The 20457-nt window shown below is 32.7% G+C and carries 22 protein-coding genes and 1 tRNA gene; 21 read left to right on the plus strand and 2 right to left on the minus strand.

Annotation, left to right across the window (positions count from 1 at the left end; all coding sequences use genetic code 11):
* Positions 1–85 precede the first annotated feature (85 nt).
* The 16 genes from NK213_RS05875 (at position 86) to NK213_RS05950 (ending at position 13586) form a co-directional block, all read left to right on the plus strand.
* A tRNA-Asn gene (locus tag NK213_RS05875) sits at positions 86–162 on the plus strand.
* A gap of 130 nt (positions 163–292) precedes the next feature.
* On the plus strand, positions 293–715 hold the full coding sequence (locus NK213_RS05880; RefSeq protein WP_253347779.1) for a hypothetical protein: 423 nt from the start codon (positions 293–295) through the stop codon (positions 713–715).
* A 9-nt stretch (positions 716–724) separates the two neighbouring features.
* Complete coding sequence (locus NK213_RS05885; protein WP_253347782.1) at positions 725–1267, plus strand: D-glycero-beta-D-manno-heptose 1,7-bisphosphate 7-phosphatase; 543 nt, start codon at positions 725–727, stop codon at positions 1265–1267.
* Between the two features lie 249 nt (positions 1268–1516).
* Complete coding sequence (gene murF / locus NK213_RS05890; protein WP_253347784.1) at positions 1517–2824, plus strand: UDP-N-acetylmuramoyl-tripeptide--D-alanyl-D-alanine ligase; 1308 nt, start codon at positions 1517–1519, stop codon at positions 2822–2824.
* Between the two features lie 3 nt (positions 2825–2827).
* Positions 2828–3916 carry a phospho-N-acetylmuramoyl-pentapeptide-transferase gene (gene mraY, locus NK213_RS05895; RefSeq protein ID WP_253347806.1) on the plus strand — a complete coding sequence of 363 codons (1089 nt, stop codon included), beginning with the start codon at positions 2828–2830 and terminating at the stop codon, positions 3914–3916.
* A gap of 16 nt (positions 3917–3932) precedes the next feature.
* A complete protein-coding gene (murD, locus tag NK213_RS05900) occupies positions 3933–5267 on the plus strand; it encodes a UDP-N-acetylmuramoyl-L-alanine--D-glutamate ligase (protein ID WP_253347936.1) in 1335 nt (444 codons plus the stop codon).
* Positions 5268–6377 (plus strand): FtsW/RodA/SpoVE family cell cycle protein, encoded by a 1110-nt coding sequence (locus NK213_RS05905; RefSeq protein WP_253347808.1) that lies wholly within the window; start codon positions 5268–5270, stop codon positions 6375–6377.
* On the plus strand, positions 6370–7437 hold the full coding sequence (gene murG, locus NK213_RS05910) for an undecaprenyldiphospho-muramoylpentapeptide beta-N-acetylglucosaminyltransferase (RefSeq protein WP_253347810.1): 1068 nt from the start codon (positions 6370–6372) through the stop codon (positions 7435–7437). The genes NK213_RS05905 and murG overlap by 8 nt, the downstream gene beginning before the upstream one ends.
* Positions 7434–8780: a UDP-N-acetylmuramate--L-alanine ligase gene (gene murC, locus NK213_RS05915; RefSeq protein WP_253347812.1), complete on the plus strand. Its 1347-nt coding sequence runs from the start codon at positions 7434–7436 to the stop codon at positions 8778–8780. The genes murG and murC overlap by 4 nt, the downstream gene beginning before the upstream one ends.
* A gap of 5 nt (positions 8781–8785) precedes the next feature.
* Positions 8786–9637, plus strand: coding sequence for a UDP-N-acetylmuramate dehydrogenase (gene murB / locus NK213_RS05920; protein ID WP_253347814.1), 852 nt, complete (start codon positions 8786–8788; stop codon positions 9635–9637).
* Between the two features lie 100 nt (positions 9638–9737).
* Positions 9738–10463 carry a cell division protein FtsQ/DivIB gene (locus NK213_RS05925; RefSeq protein WP_253347817.1) on the plus strand — a complete coding sequence of 242 codons (726 nt, stop codon included), beginning with the start codon at positions 9738–9740 and terminating at the stop codon, positions 10461–10463.
* The gene (ftsZ, locus tag NK213_RS05930) at positions 10444–11553 is read left to right on the plus strand and encodes a cell division protein FtsZ (RefSeq protein WP_253347818.1); all 1110 of its coding nucleotides are present in this window, start codon (positions 10444–10446) and stop codon (positions 11551–11553) included. Before NK213_RS05925 ends, ftsZ begins: the two co-directional genes overlap by 20 nt.
* Positions 11554–11925: 372 nt before the next feature.
* Positions 11926–12210, plus strand: a complete 285-nt coding sequence (rpsF, locus tag NK213_RS05935) for a 30S ribosomal protein S6 (RefSeq protein WP_253347820.1) — start codon at positions 11926–11928, stop codon at positions 12208–12210.
* A gap of 151 nt (positions 12211–12361) precedes the next feature.
* Entirely contained in the window at positions 12362–12766 is a 405-nt protein-coding gene (locus NK213_RS05940) for a single-stranded DNA-binding protein (RefSeq protein ID WP_253347822.1), read from the plus strand.
* Positions 12767–12784: 18 nt separating this feature from the next.
* On the plus strand, positions 12785–13009 hold the full coding sequence (rpsR, locus tag NK213_RS05945) for a 30S ribosomal protein S18 (RefSeq protein WP_012859651.1): 225 nt from the start codon (positions 12785–12787) through the stop codon (positions 13007–13009).
* A gap of 43 nt (positions 13010–13052) precedes the next feature.
* Complete coding sequence (locus NK213_RS05950; protein WP_253347824.1) at positions 13053–13586, plus strand: hypothetical protein; 534 nt, start codon at positions 13053–13055, stop codon at positions 13584–13586.
* A gap of 148 nt (positions 13587–13734) precedes the next feature.
* Here NK213_RS05950 and epsC read toward each other — a convergent pair whose 3' ends face one another.
* Both epsC and cysK read right to left on the minus strand, forming a co-directional pair.
* Positions 13735–14241, minus strand: coding sequence for a serine O-acetyltransferase EpsC (gene epsC / locus NK213_RS05955; RefSeq protein ID WP_253347938.1), 507 nt, complete (start codon positions 14239–14241; stop codon positions 13735–13737).
* Between the two features lie 40 nt (positions 14242–14281).
* Positions 14282–15196, minus strand: a complete 915-nt coding sequence (gene cysK, locus NK213_RS05960; RefSeq protein WP_253347826.1) for a cysteine synthase A — start codon at positions 15194–15196, stop codon at positions 14282–14284.
* Positions 15197–15431: 235 nt separating this feature from the next.
* Between cysK and NK213_RS05965 the strand changes: the two genes are divergently transcribed.
* The 5 genes from NK213_RS05965 (at position 15432) to NK213_RS05985 (ending at position 20449) form a co-directional block, all read left to right on the plus strand.
* The gene (locus NK213_RS05965; RefSeq protein ID WP_253347828.1) at positions 15432–16046 is read left to right on the plus strand and encodes a DUF445 domain-containing protein; all 615 of its coding nucleotides are present in this window, start codon (positions 15432–15434) and stop codon (positions 16044–16046) included.
* A 10-nt stretch (positions 16047–16056) separates the two neighbouring features.
* Entirely contained in the window at positions 16057–17082 is a 1026-nt protein-coding gene (ruvB, locus tag NK213_RS05970; RefSeq protein WP_256478663.1) for a Holliday junction branch migration DNA helicase RuvB, read from the plus strand.
* Positions 17083–17494: 412 nt separating this feature from the next.
* On the plus strand, positions 17495–18205 hold the full coding sequence (locus tag NK213_RS05975) for a 16S rRNA (uracil(1498)-N(3))-methyltransferase (protein ID WP_253347830.1): 711 nt from the start codon (positions 17495–17497) through the stop codon (positions 18203–18205).
* Complete coding sequence (gene mtaB, locus NK213_RS05980) at positions 18192–19484, plus strand: tRNA (N(6)-L-threonylcarbamoyladenosine(37)-C(2))-methylthiotransferase MtaB (RefSeq protein WP_253347832.1); 1293 nt, start codon at positions 18192–18194, stop codon at positions 19482–19484. The genes NK213_RS05975 and mtaB overlap by 14 nt, the downstream gene beginning before the upstream one ends.
* Positions 19481–20449 carry a LytR C-terminal domain-containing protein gene (locus tag NK213_RS05985; RefSeq protein ID WP_253347834.1) on the plus strand — a complete coding sequence of 323 codons (969 nt, stop codon included), beginning with the start codon at positions 19481–19483 and terminating at the stop codon, positions 20447–20449. The genes mtaB and NK213_RS05985 overlap by 4 nt, the downstream gene beginning before the upstream one ends.
* Positions 20450–20457 lie beyond the last annotated feature (8 nt).

A 20457-nucleotide genomic window follows, 5' to 3' on the forward strand; every position in this document is an offset into this window, starting at 1 on the left:
AACCTGGTAGTTAAGCCTGTTTGCGCCGACAATACTTAGATTTACTTCTAGGGAATATAGGTCTTCGCCAAGCTTTTAATTATTTGTCTCTGTAGCTCAGCTGGTTAGAGCATTTGACTGTTAATCAAAGGGTCGCAGGTTCGAGTCCTGCCAGGGACGCCACTTTTTTTCCTATTTTATATAGGATTTTTTTTTGCTTTTTTTTCCTTAACATATTTTGTGTTTCCTGTTATAATGGTATTGGAAGAAAATGTTAACATAATATTTATCGGAAATATCGGAGGTGACTGGAATGAAAGAGATAACTAAACTATTTAAAAACATTGATAAATTGGTCTTTATGTCATCCAGTATGGGAAATTCAGAAATGGACTGGAATTACAACGGAACAGGAAATACAAAAGTTACCTGTGAAAACGACAAAATATTTTTTCTGGACAGAATTACCATAGATGACAGACTAAGTTATGAAGATAAGAAAATGTGGGTTGTGAATGGTGATGAGCTGGAATTCTGGCATTTCAGAAATAATGAATATGAGAAAATATTTACTTTTTCTAAATGGGAACATAACACTCTTATGGCGAAGGAATACTTATGTGCTGATGATGTGTATATGGGAAAAGTGGAGGTAGATAACGAGGACATTATTTTTATGATAGAAATAAAAAGCCAAAAGAAAAACGAACTTATAAAGTACAAATATTTTAAGTAAGGAGTAATAATGAATAAATATATTTTATTGGATAGAGACGGTACAATAAATGTGGAAAAAGATTATCTTTATAAAATAGAAGATTTTGAGTATGAATACGGAGTTATAGAAGCGCTGAAAATTTTTACTGAAAAAGGTTACAGACTAGCTGTAATTACTAATCAGTCAGGAATTGGAAGAGGTTATTACAGTGAGGAAGATTTTTTGAAGCTGACTTCCTTTTTGGAAAGCGATTTGAAAGATAAAGGAATTGTCATAGATAAAACCTATTATTGTCCCCATCATACAGATGGCAAAGGAATTTATAAAACAGAATGCGACTGTAGAAAACCAGGTACACTCTTATTTGAAAAGGCAATAGATGAATTAAATATTGATACAGAGAACTCTTATATGCTCGGTGATAAGGTAAGTGACCTGATTCCCGCAGATAAACTGGGAATTACACCGGTTTTTCTTAGAACGGGACATGGTAGGGAAGAGTCTCTTAAAGGATTGAATTTTAATTTTTTGAGTTTTGATAATATTTTGGATTTTGCCAAAACTTTATAAATTTTTATAAAAAAATTTTATTTTTACACTTTTTAATTTAAATATTAAATAAAAATATGTTATTTCTCAATTATAGAAATAACTATTTTTAGTTTATAAACGATTTGTTTTTAGTACAGAAATATAACTATTATTTCATGTAAAAAAAAATTCTGCAAATGGACTTGAAAGTCTGATTTTTTTATTGATAAATTATATATTAAGTGGTATAATTATTTAATTACGCACTAAAAATGGAGTTATTAAATTATGAAAAAAAATTATATCTTTAGAAAAACACTTGAAGAATTCGGAATTTCTGATTGTCTGGATATTCCTGATATAAATAATGTTTTAATCAATTCAGGTGAAGTACTGGAAAATGACCTGTTTATAGCTATCAGAGGCGGAAACAACTATATTAACGAAGCAGCAGAAAAAGATGCATATGTTATATATGACGACGAAACAAAAATTACAGACTATCAGAAAGCATTTTTAGTAAATGATAGTATTAAATTTTTACAAAAGTTTGCTGAAAATTGGAGAAATTCACTTGATATAAAAATAATTGGAATTACAGGAAGTAACGGAAAAACAACAGTAAAAGATATTGTACATCAGCTGTTGTCTACTAAATACAAAGGAAAAAAAACAGAAGGTAATTTAAATAACCATATTGGATTGCCTGTTTCTTTGTTACGTGCTGAAAATTCCGATGATTTTTTAGTTTTGGAGATGGGAATGAGCGGCTTTGGTGAAATAGACCTGCTTGCAGATATAGCAAAGCCTGATTATGGAATTATTACTAATATAGGTGATTCACATCTTGAGTTTTTGGGTAGCAGAGAGAACGTTTTTAAGGCCAAAAGTGAGATTATAAAGCATGTAAAAGATAAAATGTTCCTGAATGGAGATGATCCATTTTTAAAAGATCTTCACGGAATAAAAGTTTCTACAGAAAGCGGCAGTTCAGCTGATTACAAAGCGCAGGACATAGTTTTAGACGGCAGCGGAACAAAATTCAGTCTGAATGGTACGCTTAATCTTGAGACGAATCTTATAGGCGAGCATAATATTCTGAATTTGCTGTTTGGTATAGCATTATCAGATGAATTCGGAATAAAGCCGGAAGAAACAGCAGCGGAGTTAAAGAATATAAAGCTTACTGCAATGAGATTTCAAAAAGTAGAAAATAATAATATTGTATATATTAATGATGCATATAATGCCAGCCCTATTTCAATGGAAAAGGCTATTCTTACATTTTCGGATATTTATAATGACAGATATAAGGTAGTGGTACTTGGGGATATGCTGGAACTTGGCGACAAGGGAACAGAATTTCATGAGGAACTGGAAAAAATACTGAGAAATACAAAACAAAATGAGATATTGTTATATGGTCCTTTAATGAAAAGCCTTTATGAAAAAATCAAAGATATGAATGTTTTTCACTTTGAGGATAAATCTTTTATCAGAGAAAAGCTAAGGGAGTACGATACTAAAAGGTTGGCTGTTCTGTTGAAGGGATCCAGAGGGATGAGATTAGAAGAAATTATAGAGGAAGGAAATTAAAAAATGCTGTATTTATTACACCAATTATTTTTTGAGGATTTGAAAATCCTGAGAATATTTAAATCAATCACAATAAGGGCTTCAATATCCTTTTTTTTAGCACTGCTCTTTGTTTTGATACTGGGAAAACCATTTATTGCATGGCTGAAAAAGAAAAAATACGGTGATACTGTCAGAGAAGAGGGACCGCAGTCTCATTTTTCAAAATCAGGGACACCAACAATGGGAGGACTTCTTATCATAGGAGCTATCTTATTTGCTACTGCAATTTGCGGAAATTTTTCTAATAAATTTATTGTCTTTTTATTTTTTATAACGATTTTGTTTAGTACAATAGGTTTTTATGATGATTATCTGAAACTTACAAAACACAAAAAAGGACTTTCAAGTAAGAAAAAAATATTAGGACAGCTTATTATAACGATTTTGACTTTTATTTTTATATATAAATACGGATTGATAAGTCCGAGAGTAGATTTTTCAATAGTAAATCCGATAATTAAAAATTCATATTTCTATATTACACCGGCATTATTCTTTGTTTTTATGGCAATAGTAATAATAGGTTCTTCAAATGCGGTGAATCTTACAGACGGACTGGACGGACTCGTAACAGGACCAATTATCATTGTATGTGCTACTCTGGCTATAATAACATATCTTACAGGACACGTAGAATATGCAGATTATCTAAATCTTTTTTATGTAAAAGACGCAGGGGAAATGCTTGTATATCTGGTATCGATTATAGGAGCCTCAATTGGGTTCTTATGGTATAACTTTTATCCGGCACAGGTATTTATGGGTGATACAGGATCACTTACGCTGGGCGGAGTTCTGGGAATAGTAGTAATCTTCATAAAGCAGGAGCTTTTGCTTCCTGTGGCAGGGTTTATATTCATAATAGAGGCTTTATCAGTAATGATACAGGTCTGGCATTATAAAAAATTCGGAAAACGTGTATTTAGAATGGCGCCAATACATCATCATTTTGAGCTTTTAGGAATTCCTGAAACCAAGGTTACCATAAGGTTCTGGATTATTTCAATATTGACGGCTTTACTGACTTTTTTGATTTTAAAATTAAGATAATAAGGAATGATTAATGATGAAAAATGCAATAGTATTCGGTGCGGGACTAAGCGGACACGGTGCAGCGGAATTACTTGGGAAAGAAGGGTATAACGTCTTTCTTGTAGATGATAATACTGGTATAAAAAGTGAAGACGGAATCAAAATAATAGATGAAAATGAAATAGAATTTATTGTAAAAAGTCCGGGGATACCATGGGACACAGAGCTTTTGAAAAAAGCAGAAAACATGAAAATAAACGTGATATCTGAAATAGATCTGGCATACAGATATATGGATAAAAAGACTAAAATAATTTCTGTCACAGGAACAAACGGGAAAACAACCACTGCTACAAAAATATATGAACTTTTAACAGAAGCGGGACTTAACGCCGAGCTTGCCGGGAATGCGGGATTTTCTTTTGCAAAGCTGGTTAGTGACGGGAAAAATCCAGACTATATAGTTTTGGAATTAAGCAGTTATCAGCTGGAGAATGATCCTAAAGTACATTCATATATAGCAGGAATAATAAATTTGACTCCTGATCATCTGACAAGGTATAATTCACTTGATGATTATTATATAACAAAATTTAATATATTTGACCATCAGAATAACAATGACTATGCATTGATAAATCTTGACGATAAAGAGATAATGAGAATTATTTCGGGAAACAAAGAAATAGATGATAAAATAAAAGCAAAAAGAATTTTACTGAGCGGTGAAAAAAATGCTGATGTATTTCAGAAAGACGGTATGATATACATAAATAAAAATTCCCAAGAGATACCTCTTATAAAAACATCTGATTTATCACTAAAAGGAAAGCATAATCTCGAGAATATATTGTTTATTGTTTCTGTGGGGATGATACTGAATATTGATACAGAAGTAATGAGAACCTTCTTATCTTCCACAAAGCCTCTGGAACATAGGCTGGAAAATTTCTTTGAAAAAGAGAATGCAGTTTTTATCAATGATTCCAAAGGGACAAATTCAGAGTCAACAATAAAGGCTATAGAGGCCTTTGGAAAATCAACGGTATTAATCTGCGGGGGTTATGATAAACAAGCCTCTAATAAGGATTTGATTGATAAAATAGTGGAAAAAGTCGATTTTGTGTATCTGATAGGACAGACTTCGGATATTCTCGAAAAAGAACTGAAAGATCTGAAATATACAAACTATAAAAACCTTAAGACATTGGAAAATGTTTTGAATGATATAAAAGATAATTTAGATTTTTCAAAAGAGCAGGTAGTTTTGTTTTCTCCGGCAACTTCCAGTTTTGACCAGTTTAAAAATTTTGAGGACAGAGGAAGAATTTTTAAAGAGCTTACAAATCAAATTATAGGAGATAGATAATTGAGAGAGAAAAGAACCTTGTCAATTGCATTTATAATATCAATAATGATTTTAATAGTAATTGGAATTGCGATGATGTTTAGTGTCAGCTTTACATCAGGATTACATGAATACAGGAATTATTACTACTTCATAATCAGACAGCTGATATGGATAACCGCAGGGGGATTTTTTATGATAGTGGCTTCCAGAATAAACTATAAGAGATATAAAAAAATAAGAGGTCTTTTTTTTATCGGAGGTCTTGCACTTCTTGTTTTGGTCTTATTCGTAGGTAAAGAGGTAAACGGTGCCAAAAGATGGCTGGTTATCGGACCTATAGTAATACAGCCTTCAGAAGTGGCTAAAATTACTTTTATTATTTATTTGTCAGGGGCATTGGAATATTATAAGGATAAAAAATATAAAAGCCTTGAAATACTAATAGCTGCTGTTGTACCGCTGTTTGTATTCATACTTTTGATTTTTCTGGAAAAGTCGTTTAGTTCGGCAGTAATATTATTCGTAATAGGTTTCTCCATGATTTTTGTTTCAAAGGTAAAGATAGAGCAGCTGATTATTTTCTTTCTAAGTTTTATGGCACTCGGAGCCTTTGGTATAATGCATTCCGATTACAGAAGAAGAAGAATACTTAGTTATTTCACAGGGTTTAATAAAGATGGAAATGATGTGGGATATCAGGCAAGACAGTCCCTTATAGCTATAGGAAGCGGAAGGGTACTGGGAAGACATTATGGAAACGGACTTCAAAAGTATTTCTATCTTCCGGAGAGACACACAGATTATATATTTTCCACTTATGCGGAAGAATTTGGCTTTATAGGATGTTTCGTTTTAATAGGAATATATTTCTTTATTTTATTAATAATGATAATGACAATAAATAAAACAAAGGATTATTTCGGTAAGTATCTGGTATTTGGTATAATGGTACTTTTCATAACACAGGCTTTGGCAAATATGTTTGTGGTAACCGGAGTTGTTCCGTCTACAGGGATTACACTGCCGCTGATAAGCTATGGAGGAAGTTCCACTATAGTAATTATGGCAGCTTTGGGTATAGTAATCAATGTGATTAATAATATAGATGAGGTAAATGAAGATGAATAAAAAGGAAAAAGTGATCTTGACAACAGGGGGAACAGGAGGACATATATATCCCGCCCTTGCAATAGCCAAGAAATTAAAAGACAAAGGTATAGATGTCTTATTTATAGGAACATCACACAGAATGGAAAAAACAATAGTTCCAAATGAGGGGTACAGATTTATAGGTCTGGATATAATACCGATAAAATCAGTTCCGGCAATATTTAAAATAATAAAAGGAACTTTGAAGTCAATAAAAATTCTGAGAAAAGAAAAAGCAACCAAAGTAATAGGATTTGGAAATTATATATCAATTCCCGTAATTCTTGCTGCAAAATTTTTGAGGATACCGTATTATCTTCAGGAACAAAACAGTATTATGGGATTAGCCAATAAAAAATTCTATAAAGGTTCCAAAAAAGTTTTTCTTGCTTTTAGAAATACACTGAATACTGTCCCGGGAAAATACAGGGAGAAATTTATAGTAACAGGCAATCCTTTGAGGGAAGAATTTTATCGTAAGGAAAAAGCAAAAGAAAGAGAAAAACTGGGGATACGTGAAGATGAAAAAGTGCTGTTTATAATAGGCGGAAGCCTTGGTGCAAAAAATATAAATGAAGCAGTATTAAAAAAATGGGATAAAATGCAGGGAATGAAAAACCTGAGATTATTCTGGGGAACAGGAAAAGATCTGTTTGAGGAAGTAGTTTCCAAGATAACTGATTACGGAAGTGCCGTAGTTCTTCCTTATTTTGACAACGCAGCGGATATTATGTGTGCGGCGGATATGGTTCTGTGCAGAGCAGGAGCATCTACAGTTTCGGAGCTGATACAGCTGGAAAAACCGTCGATAGTAATTCCATATGACTTTGTCGGGCAGAAAGAAAATGCTGAGGAGATAGAATTCGTAAACGGTACTAAAATTTTTGAAAATAAAAACGTAAGTGATGCAATAGATGAGGCTTTATTAGAAATAAACCAGCCTGATATACTGAATTTTATGAGTGAAAATCTTAAAACTCTGAAAAAAGGAAATGCTGTATGTTCTATTGTTAAACACATAGACTTGGAGGAGAAATGAGTGAAGGAGTAAAAACAATTTTTTTCAGCGGGATTAACGGAATAGGGATGAGCGGTCTTGCTAAAATAATGGTTACTAAAGGATATAATGTATATGGTTCGGATATAGTGGAAAAGCCTATCTCAAAACAATTAAGAGATATGGGTGTAGGAATGTTTATAGGGCAGGAAGCTGAAAACCTTGCGGGGAAAGACATAGACCTGTTCATATATTCCAGCGCTATTAAAGAAAGTAATCCCGAATATAAGTATGCAGTAGATAATAATATAAGAAAAATAAAAAGAGGAGAACTGCTGGCACTGTTAATGAATGATTCAAAAGGGATCGCAGTAGCGGGAACGCACGGGAAAACAACTACCAGCTCTATGCTTGGGATAACAATGCTTGAAAAAGATCCGTGCATAGTAGTAGGAGGGATAATTCCCGAAATAGGAAGCAACAGTAAAGTGGGAAATTCTGAATATTTCATAGCTGAAGCCGACGAAAGCGATAATTCATTTCTGTATCTGACTCCGTCATATTCAATAGTGACAAATGTAGAGGCAGATCATTTGGAAAATCACGGTTCATATGAAAATATAAAAAAATCTTTTGAGGAATTCATCGACAAGACCAGTGATATTGTGATTTTGAACAAAGATTGTCATGAAATAGAAAAATTAAATTTGAAAAATAAAAATATTATATGGTATAGTATAAACAATGAAAGTGCAGATATTTACGCAAAAAATATAGAATATAAAAACAGGGAATCACATTACGAAGTGGTGAAAAACGGGGAAAGTCTGGGATTATTCAGACTGAGTATTCCAGGTGAACACAATATTTCGAATTCTCTGGGAGTAATATTCTTGGCACACGAGTTTTCATGTGATATGGATAAGGTAAAAGAATATCTGTATAATTTCAGAGGTGCGAACAGAAGATACCAGATACTTTATGATAAAACCATAAAAATAATAGATGACTATGCACATCACCCTACAGAAATAACTGCAACTATCAATGCTGCCAAAAAAATAGAAACTGAAAAAATAGTAGTAGTATTCCAGCCGCATAGATACAGCAGAACGAATTTTTTTCTGAATGAATTTGCTGAAAGTCTGAAACTGGCTGATGAAGTATATCTGCTTCCTATTTACAGCGCTGAAGAGGAAAATATATATAATATAAGTTCCGAAAAACTTGCAGAGCTGGTAGGAAAGAATACAAAAGTATACAGTGAGGAAGAAATAACCGGGCATGTGATGAATGATAAAAGCGACAATGTTTATCTGTTTATGGGAGCAGGAAGTATCTCCAGAATTGCAAATACTATAAAAAACAAACTAATAGAGGGATAAGAATTATGAGAATATTAACTGATGTAGAAATGAAAAATTACTCAAATATGAAAATAGGCGGAAAAGCAAAAGAATTAATTTTTATAGAAAAAGAAAATGAATTGCAGGAAGTTCTAAAAACAAGAGATAAGGTCTTTTTAATAGGGAACGGAACGAATACACTTATAAGTGATAAGAATCTGGATATAAGTTTTATATCACTAAAAGAATTTAATTATATGAAAATAATTGAAAAAAATGAAAATTATGATATAGTATGTATAGGAGCAGGAGCAAATCTTGATGATCTGATTGATTTTATGGAAGCAAATGATTATGCAGGACTTGAAAATATTACAGGTATTCCCGGTTCGGTAGGCGGTCTTGTAAATATGAACGGCGGAGCTTACGGAACAGAAATATTTGACTGCATAGACGAGATCAAAATATGTGATCTTGAAGGAAATATAAAAGTATTCAAAAAAAGCGAACTGAATTATAACTACAGAACAACTGACATAAAAGAAAACAGATGGATCGTGGTGGAAGTATACTTTAAGTTTTCTAAAGGCTTTAATAAAGAGTGTGCACAGGATAAAAAAGACAAAAGAGAAGAAAGACATCCGCTGGAACTTCCAAATCTGGGAAGTACATTTAAAAATCCCGATCAGAATTTTGCGGCGCAGCTGATTTCAGATGCAGGTCTAAAAGAGTATAAAGTAGGTAATGCAATGGTTTCACCAAAACATCCTAATTTTATAGTAAATCTCGGGGAAGCAGCATTTGACGACGTAATGGGTGTAATAGAGCATGTAAAAGAAGTTATAAAAGAAAAAAATAATATTGATTTACAGACAGAGATAATAATAGTAAAATAAAATTGTTGACATTCTTGCTAATTTGTTATATAAAAAAACAAGTTTGAAAAATATAAAAAATTAGTGTATAATTCTTTTAACAATTAATGAGGTTGATTAGATGCTCAAATTTTTGAAATTTTTAGTATTTCTGTTAATGCTTACGATATTAATAAAGGGTTTATTCATATTTGCAAGTAAAGATTTTTTTAAAGTAGTAAATGTAAAGGTAGAAGGAAGCAACGAACTTATAAAATTTGATATTACTGAGAAAATTTTACAGATAAAAGACAATGCCAATTTAGTCTACATTAATACTAAAAAATTAGAGAAATATCTTAGTGAAGATGTTAGAATAAAAAGTGTGAAAGTAACAAAAGTTTATCCAAGCGAACTGGTAGTAAAGATAGAAGGAAATAAACCTTATTCTTATTTAAGACAGAAAAATAATTTTTATGTAATAAATGATAAAGGAGAGATATTTGCAAGTATAAACGAGATTACAGATAAAAATTTACCTATTATAAATGCTGATAATAAAGAGGATTTGGAAACTATTTTACAGGTACTGTCCAAAATAACAAATGAAGGTTTTTTCAGTAATATTTCAGAGGTAAGAAAAGTAAAAAGCGATTATGAAATTTTATTAAATGACGGAACCTTGATTAAGACTGCCATTGTAGTTGATGCTGCAAAATATGATAACTGTTTTAAACTATATAAAAGCTTAATTAACGAAAATAAGAAAGTAGAATACATAGATTTGAGGTTTAAAGATATTAATTTAAAAGAAAAAGATTTATTGCAAACAAATTTGGAGGGAAAAAATGGAAGAGATCCTAAATAGAGCCACAATAAAAGTAATCGGTGTTGGCGGAGCTGGCGGAAATGCTATAAATGATATGATAGAAACTGGAATTCACGGTGTGGAATTTATAGCTGCGAACACAGATTCTCAAGACTTGGAAGATTCAAAAGCGGGAATGAAGATACATCTTGGTGACAGAGCAACAAAAGGTCTGGGAGCAGGTGCCGATCCTGAAAGAGGAAGAGAAGCGGCATTAGAATCTAAAGAAAAAATCAGGCAGGTTTTGGAAGAAACTGATATGTTGTTCATAACAGCCGGAATGGGAGGCGGAACTGGTACAGGTGCTGCACCTATTATTGCTGAAGTAGCAAGAGAGCTGGAAATTCTCACAGTAGCCATAGTAACAAAACCATTTGCTTTTGAAGGACCTCAAAGAAAGAAAAATGCTGATATGGGCATTGAAAACTTAAGAAAATATGTGGATACAATGATTGCCATTCCTAATGACAAATTATTTGAATTGCCCAATTTAAATATAACGCTTATGAATGCTTTTAAAGAAGCTAATAATGTATTAAAGGCCGGTGTAAGAGGTATATCGGAACTAATAACAAAACAGGGATTTGTAAACCTGGATTTTGCTGATATCAGAGCAACAATGAAAGATTCCGGAGTAGCTATGCTTGGATTCGGGGAATCAGAAGGCGAAGACAGAGCAAGAGCAGCTACAGAACAGGCACTAAACAGCCCGTTACTGGAAAAATCTATCGAAGGTGCAAGAAAGATACTATTAAACATCACAGGTGGATATGATCTGGGATTAAATGAAGTACAGCAGATTTCGAGTCTGATAAGAGAAACAGCTGGAGAAGCAAATGCAAACCTTATTTTTGGTACAGTACTGGATGACAGTATAAGAGGATTAAAGATTTCAATAGTAGCAACTGATTTTATAGATAAGAATTATGATAATCTTGGGGAAATTTTTAATAATATCAAAAAAGAAGAGGAAGAAGAAGTAAAAACAACAACTGCGGCTGCTGCTAAAAAAGAAGAAGCAGATGGGAAATTATTTAATAATGATTCAGGGTTTATTCTTCCGCAATTTTTAAAGAAAAAAGAAGATTAATTAAATATAATGGAGCAAGAGATCTGTTATTAAGACAGGTCTTTTTTTCGTGATTATTTTTCCCGACTAAATTGAAAAAGAAAATTAATTTATATATTTTTTATAAAAAAATAAAAATTAAAATATAAGAATACAGTTATGTAATATTTTAAAGTTTAAAAAAATGTTGGGAGAATTCGGAGAAAATGATGTTTTTAGGGATGATTATCAGTTTTTAATTTATATTAACAGAGAATATAAAAGAGTAAATTCAACATAAAAATATTTAAAATAAATTTATTCCTTGAAAAAAAGCATAAATTTTGATAAAATAAGTTACCCTGCTTTGTTAATCATAACAAGGCTAAAAAACCACAGGGAAGGAGAGAAACTATGAGAAATTACGAGATTATGTTCATCGTGTCAACTCAGTTAACAGAAGAAGAAAAGCAAACTGGAATTAAGTTTGTAGAAGATACTTTAAAAGCTTCAGGTGCTGATTCTGTTAAAACAGAGATTTGGGGAGACAGAAGATTAGCTTATCCTATCAATAAAAAAGATAACGGATACTATGTTCTGACTACATTCCAAATGGACGGGACTAGACTTACAGAAGTAGAAGGTAAGTTGAATATCAACGAAAACCTTATGAAGTACATGATAGTCAAGAATGACTAATGTTTTGTGAAGCTTAAATTCAAAGTTATGAATTATATCATCACGAAAACATTTTGTACCTGAATTGTTTACTACGATTTTGATAAATATTAGGGTACTGTTGGGTTAAAAAGGTTAATGGGGTAAAAAAATATTGCAAGGGGGAATTCGTATGAATTTAGTAACTTTAATAGGAAGATTAACAAGAGATCCTGAATTGAAATATTCACAGTCAGGAAAAGCTTTTTGTAAATTTTCTATAGCTGTAACGAGAGAATTTAACAGAGACGAGGCAGATTTTATAAACTGTGTAGCCTGGGATAAAAGGGCGGAAACTATAGCTGAGTATCTTAGAAAAGGTAGAAGAATCGCTCTGCAAGGCAGATTAACTGTAAGAAGCTATGAGCAGAACGGTGAAACTAAGTGGATAACAGAAGTTATAGTGGATAAATTTGATTTTATAGACACAGCATCTGGCGGTTCGTCATATGAAGATAAAAAATCATCAAATGAACCTGACTTCAGCAATGAAAGTGTCAGCGAAGATACAATCGATGATGATGATTTTCCATTTTAATTAGGAGGTGAAAGTAAAATGGCAGAATTTAAAAGAAGAAAAAGAAGACCAAAAGTAAAATTCAAAGTAGAAGACATTAATTATAAAAATGTGGAATTATTAAAGAATTTCATGAATGACAAAGGGAAGATTTCTCCTGCAAGAGTGACAGGATTAGATGCTAAAATTCAAAGAAAGATAGCAGCTGCTATAAAGAGATCAAGACAAATAGCATTATTGCCTTATACAAAAATAGAGAGATAAGATGACAGCCTGTCATCTTATTTTAAATTCAGGAGGTTTAAAAATGAAAAAAATTTTTGTTATGTTATTAATGCTGCTGCTTGTATTTAGCTGCAGAAAAGAAAAACAGCCTGAAAAGCCGGAAGAGAAAAAAACTGTACAGGAAAATTTGTTTAAAAACATAGATGTAGATAAACTGTCAAAGAGACTTGAGAAAAAAATGGAAGACAAAGGAATGAAGGTAGATAACTTTGAAGACCTGAGTTCTGACGGAAAAGTCTTTTATTATTCTACAATAAATGGAAATAAAGATGAGATAATAACAATTAATTATGAAAATCTCACTCCTACAGCAATTGTAGGGAAGATCACAGGTAAAGGGGAGACTCAGATGGAGGCGTTTAAGAATTTGTCTCTGTCGATTATCGAGGCTTCGGATACTAAATTAACAAATGAGGATGCACAGATAATATATGAAGAACTTCTGAATAAACTGGAAAGTTCCGCTTCTTCAACAGTTGCTGCAAAAAATAATCTGACTTACGGAATAGAAGTAATAGCAGGAACAGAAGATGAGCTGTTAATTTATGCGAAATAAAATATAAAAAAACAACAGGACTAATATCAGCCGTGTTGTTTTTTTATTATATTTTTTTGTTATATAAAATAATATCTTAAGTCACAAAAAAGTTTAATAAACTGTTCATTACATAAGAGACAGATGAGTCATTATATTGATTCTGCTTCTAAGTCTCTGTATTGGAATTACTGCTTGTGATTATTTTTCCCGGAACCCCTACTGCAACAGAGTCTTTGGGTATATCTTTTAATATAACTGAATTTGCACCGATCTTGGAATTGTCGCCAATAATTATATTCCCAAGAACTTTCGCACCTGCACCAATTACTACATCATTTCCCACAGTAGGATGTCTTTTTCCCTTTTCCAAGGAGACACCGCCCAGCGTAACTCCGTGATAAATAGTTACATTATCACCAATAATTGAAGTTTCGCCTATGACAATACCCATACCGTGATCCATAAATAAATTCTTTCCGATTTCTGCGCCCGGATGTATTTCTATTCCTGTGAGAAATCTGGAAATCTGTGAAACTAATCTTGCTAAAAAAATAAGCTTTTTCCTGTATAAGAAATGCGAAATTTTATGATGAATTACGGCATGTATCGAAGGATAAAGTAAAAAAACCTGTAATTTACTGCTCGCTGCCGGATCTTTGTCCAGTATATTCATTAATTCGCTGTTTAACCACTTAAAAATCAAAAATCACCCCCTACTTGTAAATGTTCATTGACAGATATTTCTCTCCTGTGTCAGAAGCTACAGTGAGGACTTTTTTCCCCTTTTCCATATTTTTGGCAATTTCATATGCTGCGGCAATATTGGCACCTGTAGAAATACCCAGAAATAAACCGCATTTTTTTGCTATCAGTTTGTTGAACTCAAAAGCTTTATTGTCAGAAACAGGCATTATTTTATCAATTACTGACAGATCAAGTATTTCAGGAATGAAACCTGCACCTAAACCTTGAAACTGGTGTTTTCCCGGTTTTTCTCCGGAAAGAACAGCTGATGTTAAAGGCTCCACTGCTACAATCTGTATATCAAGTGAATGTTCTTTTAATTTACGTCCAACACCACTTAATGTTCCGCCGGATCCGACTCCTGCGACAAAAACATCCAAATCAGGAAGATCTTTTATTATTTCTTCACCGGTAGTTTCGTAGTGAGCATCAACATTAGCAGGATTACTGAACTGTTCAGGCATAAAATAATTTTTGTTTTTACTGGCTAGAGATTCTGCCTTTTCTATAGCGCCTTTCATACCACGGGCACCGTCGGTAAGAATAAGCTCTGCATTAAGGGCTTTTAGAATATTACGCCGCTCTATGCTCATAGTGTCAGGCATGACAATAATAGTTTTATATCCTTTCAAAGAACCGATAAAAGCAAGAGAAATTCCCATGTTTCCGCTGGTAGGCTCAATAATGGTACTTCCAGGCTTTAGTTTTCCTTCTTTTTCAGCCTTTTCAATAATCCCCAGTGCTGCTCTGTCTTTGACACTTCCGCTGGGATTGAAATTTTCTAACTTGAGATATACATCTGCATGAGAATCTGTATCAAAAATGTCATTGATTTTCACGATTGGGGTATTTCCGATAAGTTCCAAAAGGTTTTCATATAACATATGACACACCTCCTTTTTTTATATTCTACAATATCGCTACTGTATGCCGTTAGTTTAGCATTAAATAAATTCTCTGTCAATATACTTGGAATATATAATTTTTGTATATGCATGTTAACAGGGTTTTCCTGCATAAATGATTTTTACAGAAGCCCGTAAACATTTAATTATCTTGAAAAACGTGAAATATTATGGTAGAATAATAAAATAATACTCGTATTTGGAGGAATTTTTTTTGGACAGAATAATAGAATTTTTATTAATGGTGGGAGTAGGTGCATTAATAGGCTGGTTTACTAATTATCTCGCAATAAAACTCCTGTTTAGACCATATAATGAAATTAACTTAGGACTTTTTAAGTTGCAAGGATTGATTCCCAAGAGAAGACATGAAATAGCAGTTAATATAGCTGAAGTTATAGAAACAGAGCTGATTTCCATGAAAGAGATCGGGGCCAAACTGGATACAGACTCATTTGAGTATGACGATCTTGATGAATTTTTGGACAGGCTGGTAAACGAAAAAATAAAAGCCGAATTACTAGAAAAGAATCCTTTTCTAAAAATGTTTGTAAATGACAAAATGTTAATGAAAATAAAAGACTATATAAAAAAATTAATTTTAGATAATAAAGAAGAATTATTTCAGTTACTTTTGAAATCAATAGAAAAAAATGTAGACCTAAAGGGACACATAATTGAAAAAATGGATAACTTTTCTCTGAGAGAAATAGAGGATATTATTATCAGAATTTCAAAAAGAGAGTTAAAACACATAGAAATACTAGGAGGAATACTTGGAGGTATTATAGCGGTATTTCAGTATTTAATATTAACTATAATTCGGTAAGGAGATATAAATGGAAGATATTGACAGAATTCTCACTGATAAGGAATTATCAGAAGATAATGTTCAAAAATCTCTTAGACCAAAAACCTTTAATGAATATATTGGACAAAGACTGCTGAAAGAAAAAATGAGCATCTTTATCAGAGCTGCTCAGAGCAGGAACGAAGCTATGGATCATATTTTATTATACGGTCCTCCCGGTTTGGGGAAAACCACTTTGGCAGGTGTTATTGCCAATGAAATGGGAGTAAACCTGAAAATTACCACGGGCCCGGTTTTGGATAAAGCCGGTGATCTTGCTGCAATACTCACTTCTCTTGAAGAAAACGATATATTATTCATAGATGAAATTCACAGACTGAATACTTCAGTGGAGGAAATTCTTTATCCTGCAATGGAAGACGGAGAGCTGGACATATTAATAGGAAAAGGACCTTCAGCCAGAAGTATCAGAATAGAACTGCCTAAATTTACTCTTATAGGTGCTACTACAAAAGCCGGACAACTCAGTACCCCTTTAAGGGACAGATTTGGCGTTACACATAAAATGGAATATTATAATATCGAAGAATTAAAGGAAATTCTGGTCCGAGGGATAGCTATCCTCGGAATTAAGGCAGAAGAAAACGGGATAGAAGAGATAGCAATGAGAAGCAGAGGAACACCCAGAATTGCCAACAGACTTTTGAAAAGGGCAAGAGATTACGCCGAGATCAAAGGAAAGGGTATTCTGAATCAGGAAAGTGTAAAAGGTGTTTTAGATTTACTGGGAATAGATGAAAAAGGACTTGATGAGCTGGATCGTGGTATTTTGAAATCGATAATAGTGAATTACGACGGCGGTCCTGTGGGAATAGAGACGCTTTCCCTACTTCTTGGAGAGGATAAAAGAACTCTTGAAGAAGTTTATGAACCGTATTTGGTAAAAATAGGGTTTATTAAGAGAACGCAAAGAGGAAGAGTAGTAACAAGCCTTGGTTATGTTCATTTAGGTTTGGAAGAAAGAGCAGGAAAAGATCAGACTAAATTATTCTAAAATTTTACTGTATGAGATTTGAAGTTACAAAATCTATCAGAAGCCTTAAACAGCACTGAATAATTTATTCTCATTTTATATTGGAAAATAAAGAAAAATCAAAGAAATGGCTGTTATAATATCTTAGAAATTCGGATAAAATGTATTTAGAAAACATTTATTCCAATGCCGTTTCTGCAATATAAAGTTAGTGTACCGATTTTATGGCGGATTAATCAATCTGAACAAAACAGATATTTTAGCTGCGGCAGATATTAAAAATTTGGATTTTCGTACAGCCGGAGCCGTGAACTGGATTTTATAACTGATATAATATTTTGCAAAGTCAGAGTTCCATGAGAAGAAAACTGATGTGAATTGCACAAGTAATATTGTGAACTGAAATGTGAAGTTTATATAAAAAGGAGAAATTTTGCTGACAATAATTATTCGCAATGAAGATTTTATATCAGGGAACAATGTGGAGATAACCCAGAAGAAGGATATAAACCACATAAAGAATGTTTACAGATATAAAACAGGAGATACTATCAGGCTGATAGACGGAAAATACGAATATAAAGCGATAATAACAGAAATAGAAAATAAAAGAATACAGCTTAGAATTACTGAAAAAAATGAAGACAAATATTCTCTTAAAACAGAGCTGGATATTGCTTTCGGAATTTTGAAAAATGATAAGATGAATATAGCTCTTCAGAAACTCACAGAAATAGGGGTAAATAGAATAATTCCCTTAAAGACTGACAGAGTTGTGGTAAAACTGGAAGATTCCAAGGAGAAGTGGAATACAGTGACAGAAGAGGCGTTAAAACAATGCCGTGGTATAAAAATACCCGAAATAGATAAAATCTTAACGCTGAAAGATATAAATTTTTCTGATTACGACAAAGTCTTGTTTGCGTACGAAAACAGTGAAGAAAATAAACCTGTTTTTACACTCCTTTCCGGTGAGGAAAAAAGGATACTTTATCTTGTAGGACCTGAAGGCGGTTTTACAGAAGAGGAAGCCTTATATATAAAGGAACAGGGAGCTTTGGAAATAAGTCTCGGAAAAAGAATATACAGGGCAGAAACAGCGGCTATAGTCATAGGAGGTATATTGGCAGATGTCTATAAGTAAAAAAGTCGCATTTTATACATTAGGCTGCAAAGTAAACCAGTACGAAACAGAAATCATAAAAAAAGATTTTCTGGAAAATGGTTATAATGAAGTGGAATTTGAAGACAGTGCGGATGTCTATGTGATAAATACATGTACAGTTACCAGCATAGCGGATAAAAAAAATAAGAAAATGCTCAGAAGAGCCAAAAAAATAAATCCCGACTCAGTGGTAATTGCAACAGGGTGTTATGCACAGACAAACGTAGAAGACCTGAAAGAAATAAAAGAAGTCGACTATATAATCGGAAATGTAAAAAAAGAAGAAGTGTACAAGATTTACAGTAAAAATTTATCTAACTACCAGGTAGATAATATTTTTGACCAGAAAGAGTACTCTTCGACAAAATATGCTGTTTCAAGAGATAAGGCACGGGCATTTGTAAAGATACAGGACGGATGTACTAAGTTTTGTTCTTACTGCAAGATTCCTTATGCCAGAGGTACAAGCAGATCAAGAAAGCCTGACAGTATTCTTGAGGAGATAAAATTTCTCGGAGAGGCCGGATATAAAGAAATAGTAGTAACAGGTATAAATCTGAGCGAATATGGTACAGATCTTGGCGAAAATGTGAATTTCGACTATATTCTGGAAGAAATCCTGAAAATAGAAGAAATAGACAGAGTAAGGGTAAGTTCGGTATACCCTGATACATTAAGCGAAAAATTTATTTCACTTTTGAAAGAAAATAAAAAATTAATGCCTCATCTGCATGTCTCTATACAGAGTCTGGATGATAAAATATTAAAATTAATGAAACGAAACTACAGTGCGGAGTTTGTAGTGGAACTCTTGAAGAAGGTACAGAAAGAAGTACCGGAGTCTGCTATAACTGCGGATATAATCACAGGGTTTCCCCAAGAAGAAGAAGAGAATTTTTGGAACACCTTTGAAAATATGAAAAAAATAAATTTTTCTGACTTTCATATTTTTCCGTATTCAGACAGGGAAAAGACAGCAGCAGCAGCATTTACGGGAAAAGTGGAACCTGAAATAAAAAAAGAACGGGTAAAAATTTTGGAAAAGTTGAAAAACAGCAAAATAAAAGAATTCAGGGAAAAATTCTTGAATACAACACAGAAAGTTTATATTGAGGAAATAAAAGCGGGAAAAGCTTATGGTTATACGGAGAATTATTTAAGAGTAGAGGTAAATTCAGTAAGTCACAAAGTTGCGGATATTGTGGATGTGAAAATAATGTCATCAGCTGGTGATTTATTAAAAGGAGAAATTATATGAAAAAAATAATATTAATTTTAGTAAGTTTATTTATGATTTTTGGATGTATAGAGTATGAGAGTAAAGATGTAGCAGACAGAAACAGGGTTTTTAAGAGTGATAATAATTTTTACGTTTATTATAACGGGAAATTTATTGAGATTCCCAAAGGGACTTATATAGCAAATGATAAAAAGATAGAAAACTATTATATAAAAAAAATAGTTAATAAATCAGAGTTATTAAATGACTTGAATAAGTATTTTCCTGACAAGATAGAATATGTAACAAAGGGAGAAAAACCAAAAGAATCAATAAAACTTCCAGTGATTACTTCAAACGGGAAAACGTATATAGACAGTGTAAAACTGGAAAAACTGCTTGTGGAGCTTCCTACACGTGTAGCTGCTCAGAATGATAAGGAAAATATCGTGGCAGAAGATAAACCTGTCTCTCTCGAAGGAAAAACAATAGAAATACTTAATGCAAACGGAGTCGACGGTTTTGCTTCAAGTCTTGGCGATGCCCTGAAAGCAAAGTTTAAGATAGTGTATAATGCAGAAAATTATACTCAGGAAGAAAATTATTCATACATTATAAATAATAAACTTGATGAAAACGCAGTAAATGAGCTTTTGAGTTCTTTGAGCCTGAAGTATATTAAAAAGATGAAACCAGGACAGATAAAGCCTGATGCTGATCTGGTAATAATTACAGGAAAAGATGTGGATACAGGATTTAAGACAGAGATAATGTCAGCTGCTGAAAATTCGGCGATTACAGAGAAACTAAAGGCATATACACCTGTTTTTACTAAAGCGGACAAATATAAGGATATAGATTTGAAAAAATTATCAGGAATACAGATAAATTATAATCCGGAAGATTATTACACAGCGTATAAGCTCGGAAAACTGTTAAATACTACAAATCTGGTAGAAGATCCTTCACTAAAAGACAGTATTATAATTTTAACAAAAGATTAGGAGAATAG

Origin of the sequence: Sebaldella sp. S0638 (genome assembly GCF_024158605.1) — a bacterium.
Lineage (GTDB): Bacteria > Fusobacteriota > Fusobacteriia > Fusobacteriales > Leptotrichiaceae > Sebaldella.

Excerpts from the sequence above, each read along its gene's own strand:
- NK213_RS05880 (WP_253347779.1), top strand. The coding sequence starts at position 293 with ATGAAAGAGATAACTAAACTATTTAAAAACATTGATAAATTGGTCTTT.
- NK213_RS05885 (WP_253347782.1), top strand. The coding sequence starts at position 725 with ATGAATAAATATATTTTATTGGATAGAGACGGTACAATAAATGTGGAA.
- murF (WP_253347784.1), top strand. The coding sequence starts at position 1,517 with ATGAAAAAAAATTATATCTTTAGAAAAACACTTGAAGAATTCGGAATT.
- mraY (WP_253347806.1), top strand. The coding sequence starts at position 2,828 with ATGCTGTATTTATTACACCAATTATTTTTTGAGGATTTGAAAATCCTG.
- murD (WP_253347936.1), top strand. The coding sequence starts at position 3,933 with ATGAAAAATGCAATAGTATTCGGTGCGGGACTAAGCGGACACGGTGCA.
- murG (WP_253347810.1), top strand. The coding sequence starts at position 6,370 with ATGAATAAAAAGGAAAAAGTGATCTTGACAACAGGGGGAACAGGAGGA.
- murC (WP_253347812.1), top strand. The coding sequence starts at position 7,434 with ATGAGTGAAGGAGTAAAAACAATTTTTTTCAGCGGGATTAACGGAATA.
- murB (WP_253347814.1), top strand. The coding sequence starts at position 8,786 with ATGAGAATATTAACTGATGTAGAAATGAAAAATTACTCAAATATGAAA.
- NK213_RS05925 (WP_253347817.1), top strand. The coding sequence starts at position 9,738 with ATGCTCAAATTTTTGAAATTTTTAGTATTTCTGTTAATGCTTACGATA.
- ftsZ (WP_253347818.1), top strand. The coding sequence starts at position 10,444 with ATGGAAGAGATCCTAAATAGAGCCACAATAAAAGTAATCGGTGTTGGC.
- rpsF (WP_253347820.1), top strand. The coding sequence starts at position 11,926 with ATGAGAAATTACGAGATTATGTTCATCGTGTCAACTCAGTTAACAGAA.
- NK213_RS05940 (WP_253347822.1), top strand. The coding sequence starts at position 12,362 with ATGAATTTAGTAACTTTAATAGGAAGATTAACAAGAGATCCTGAATTG.
- rpsR (WP_012859651.1), top strand. The coding sequence starts at position 12,785 with ATGGCAGAATTTAAAAGAAGAAAAAGAAGACCAAAAGTAAAATTCAAA.
- NK213_RS05950 (WP_253347824.1), top strand. The coding sequence starts at position 13,053 with ATGAAAAAAATTTTTGTTATGTTATTAATGCTGCTGCTTGTATTTAGC.
- epsC (WP_253347938.1), bottom strand. The coding sequence starts at position 14,241 with ATGAATATACTGGACAAAGATCCGGCAGCGAGCAGTAAATTACAGGTT.
- cysK (WP_253347826.1), bottom strand. The coding sequence starts at position 15,196 with ATGTTATATGAAAACCTTTTGGAACTTATCGGAAATACCCCAATCGTG.
- ruvB (WP_256478663.1), top strand. The coding sequence starts at position 16,057 with ATGGAAGATATTGACAGAATTCTCACTGATAAGGAATTATCAGAAGAT.
- mtaB (WP_253347832.1), top strand. The coding sequence starts at position 18,192 with ATGTCTATAAGTAAAAAAGTCGCATTTTATACATTAGGCTGCAAAGTA.
- NK213_RS05985 (WP_253347834.1), top strand. The coding sequence starts at position 19,481 with ATGAAAAAAATAATATTAATTTTAGTAAGTTTATTTATGATTTTTGGA.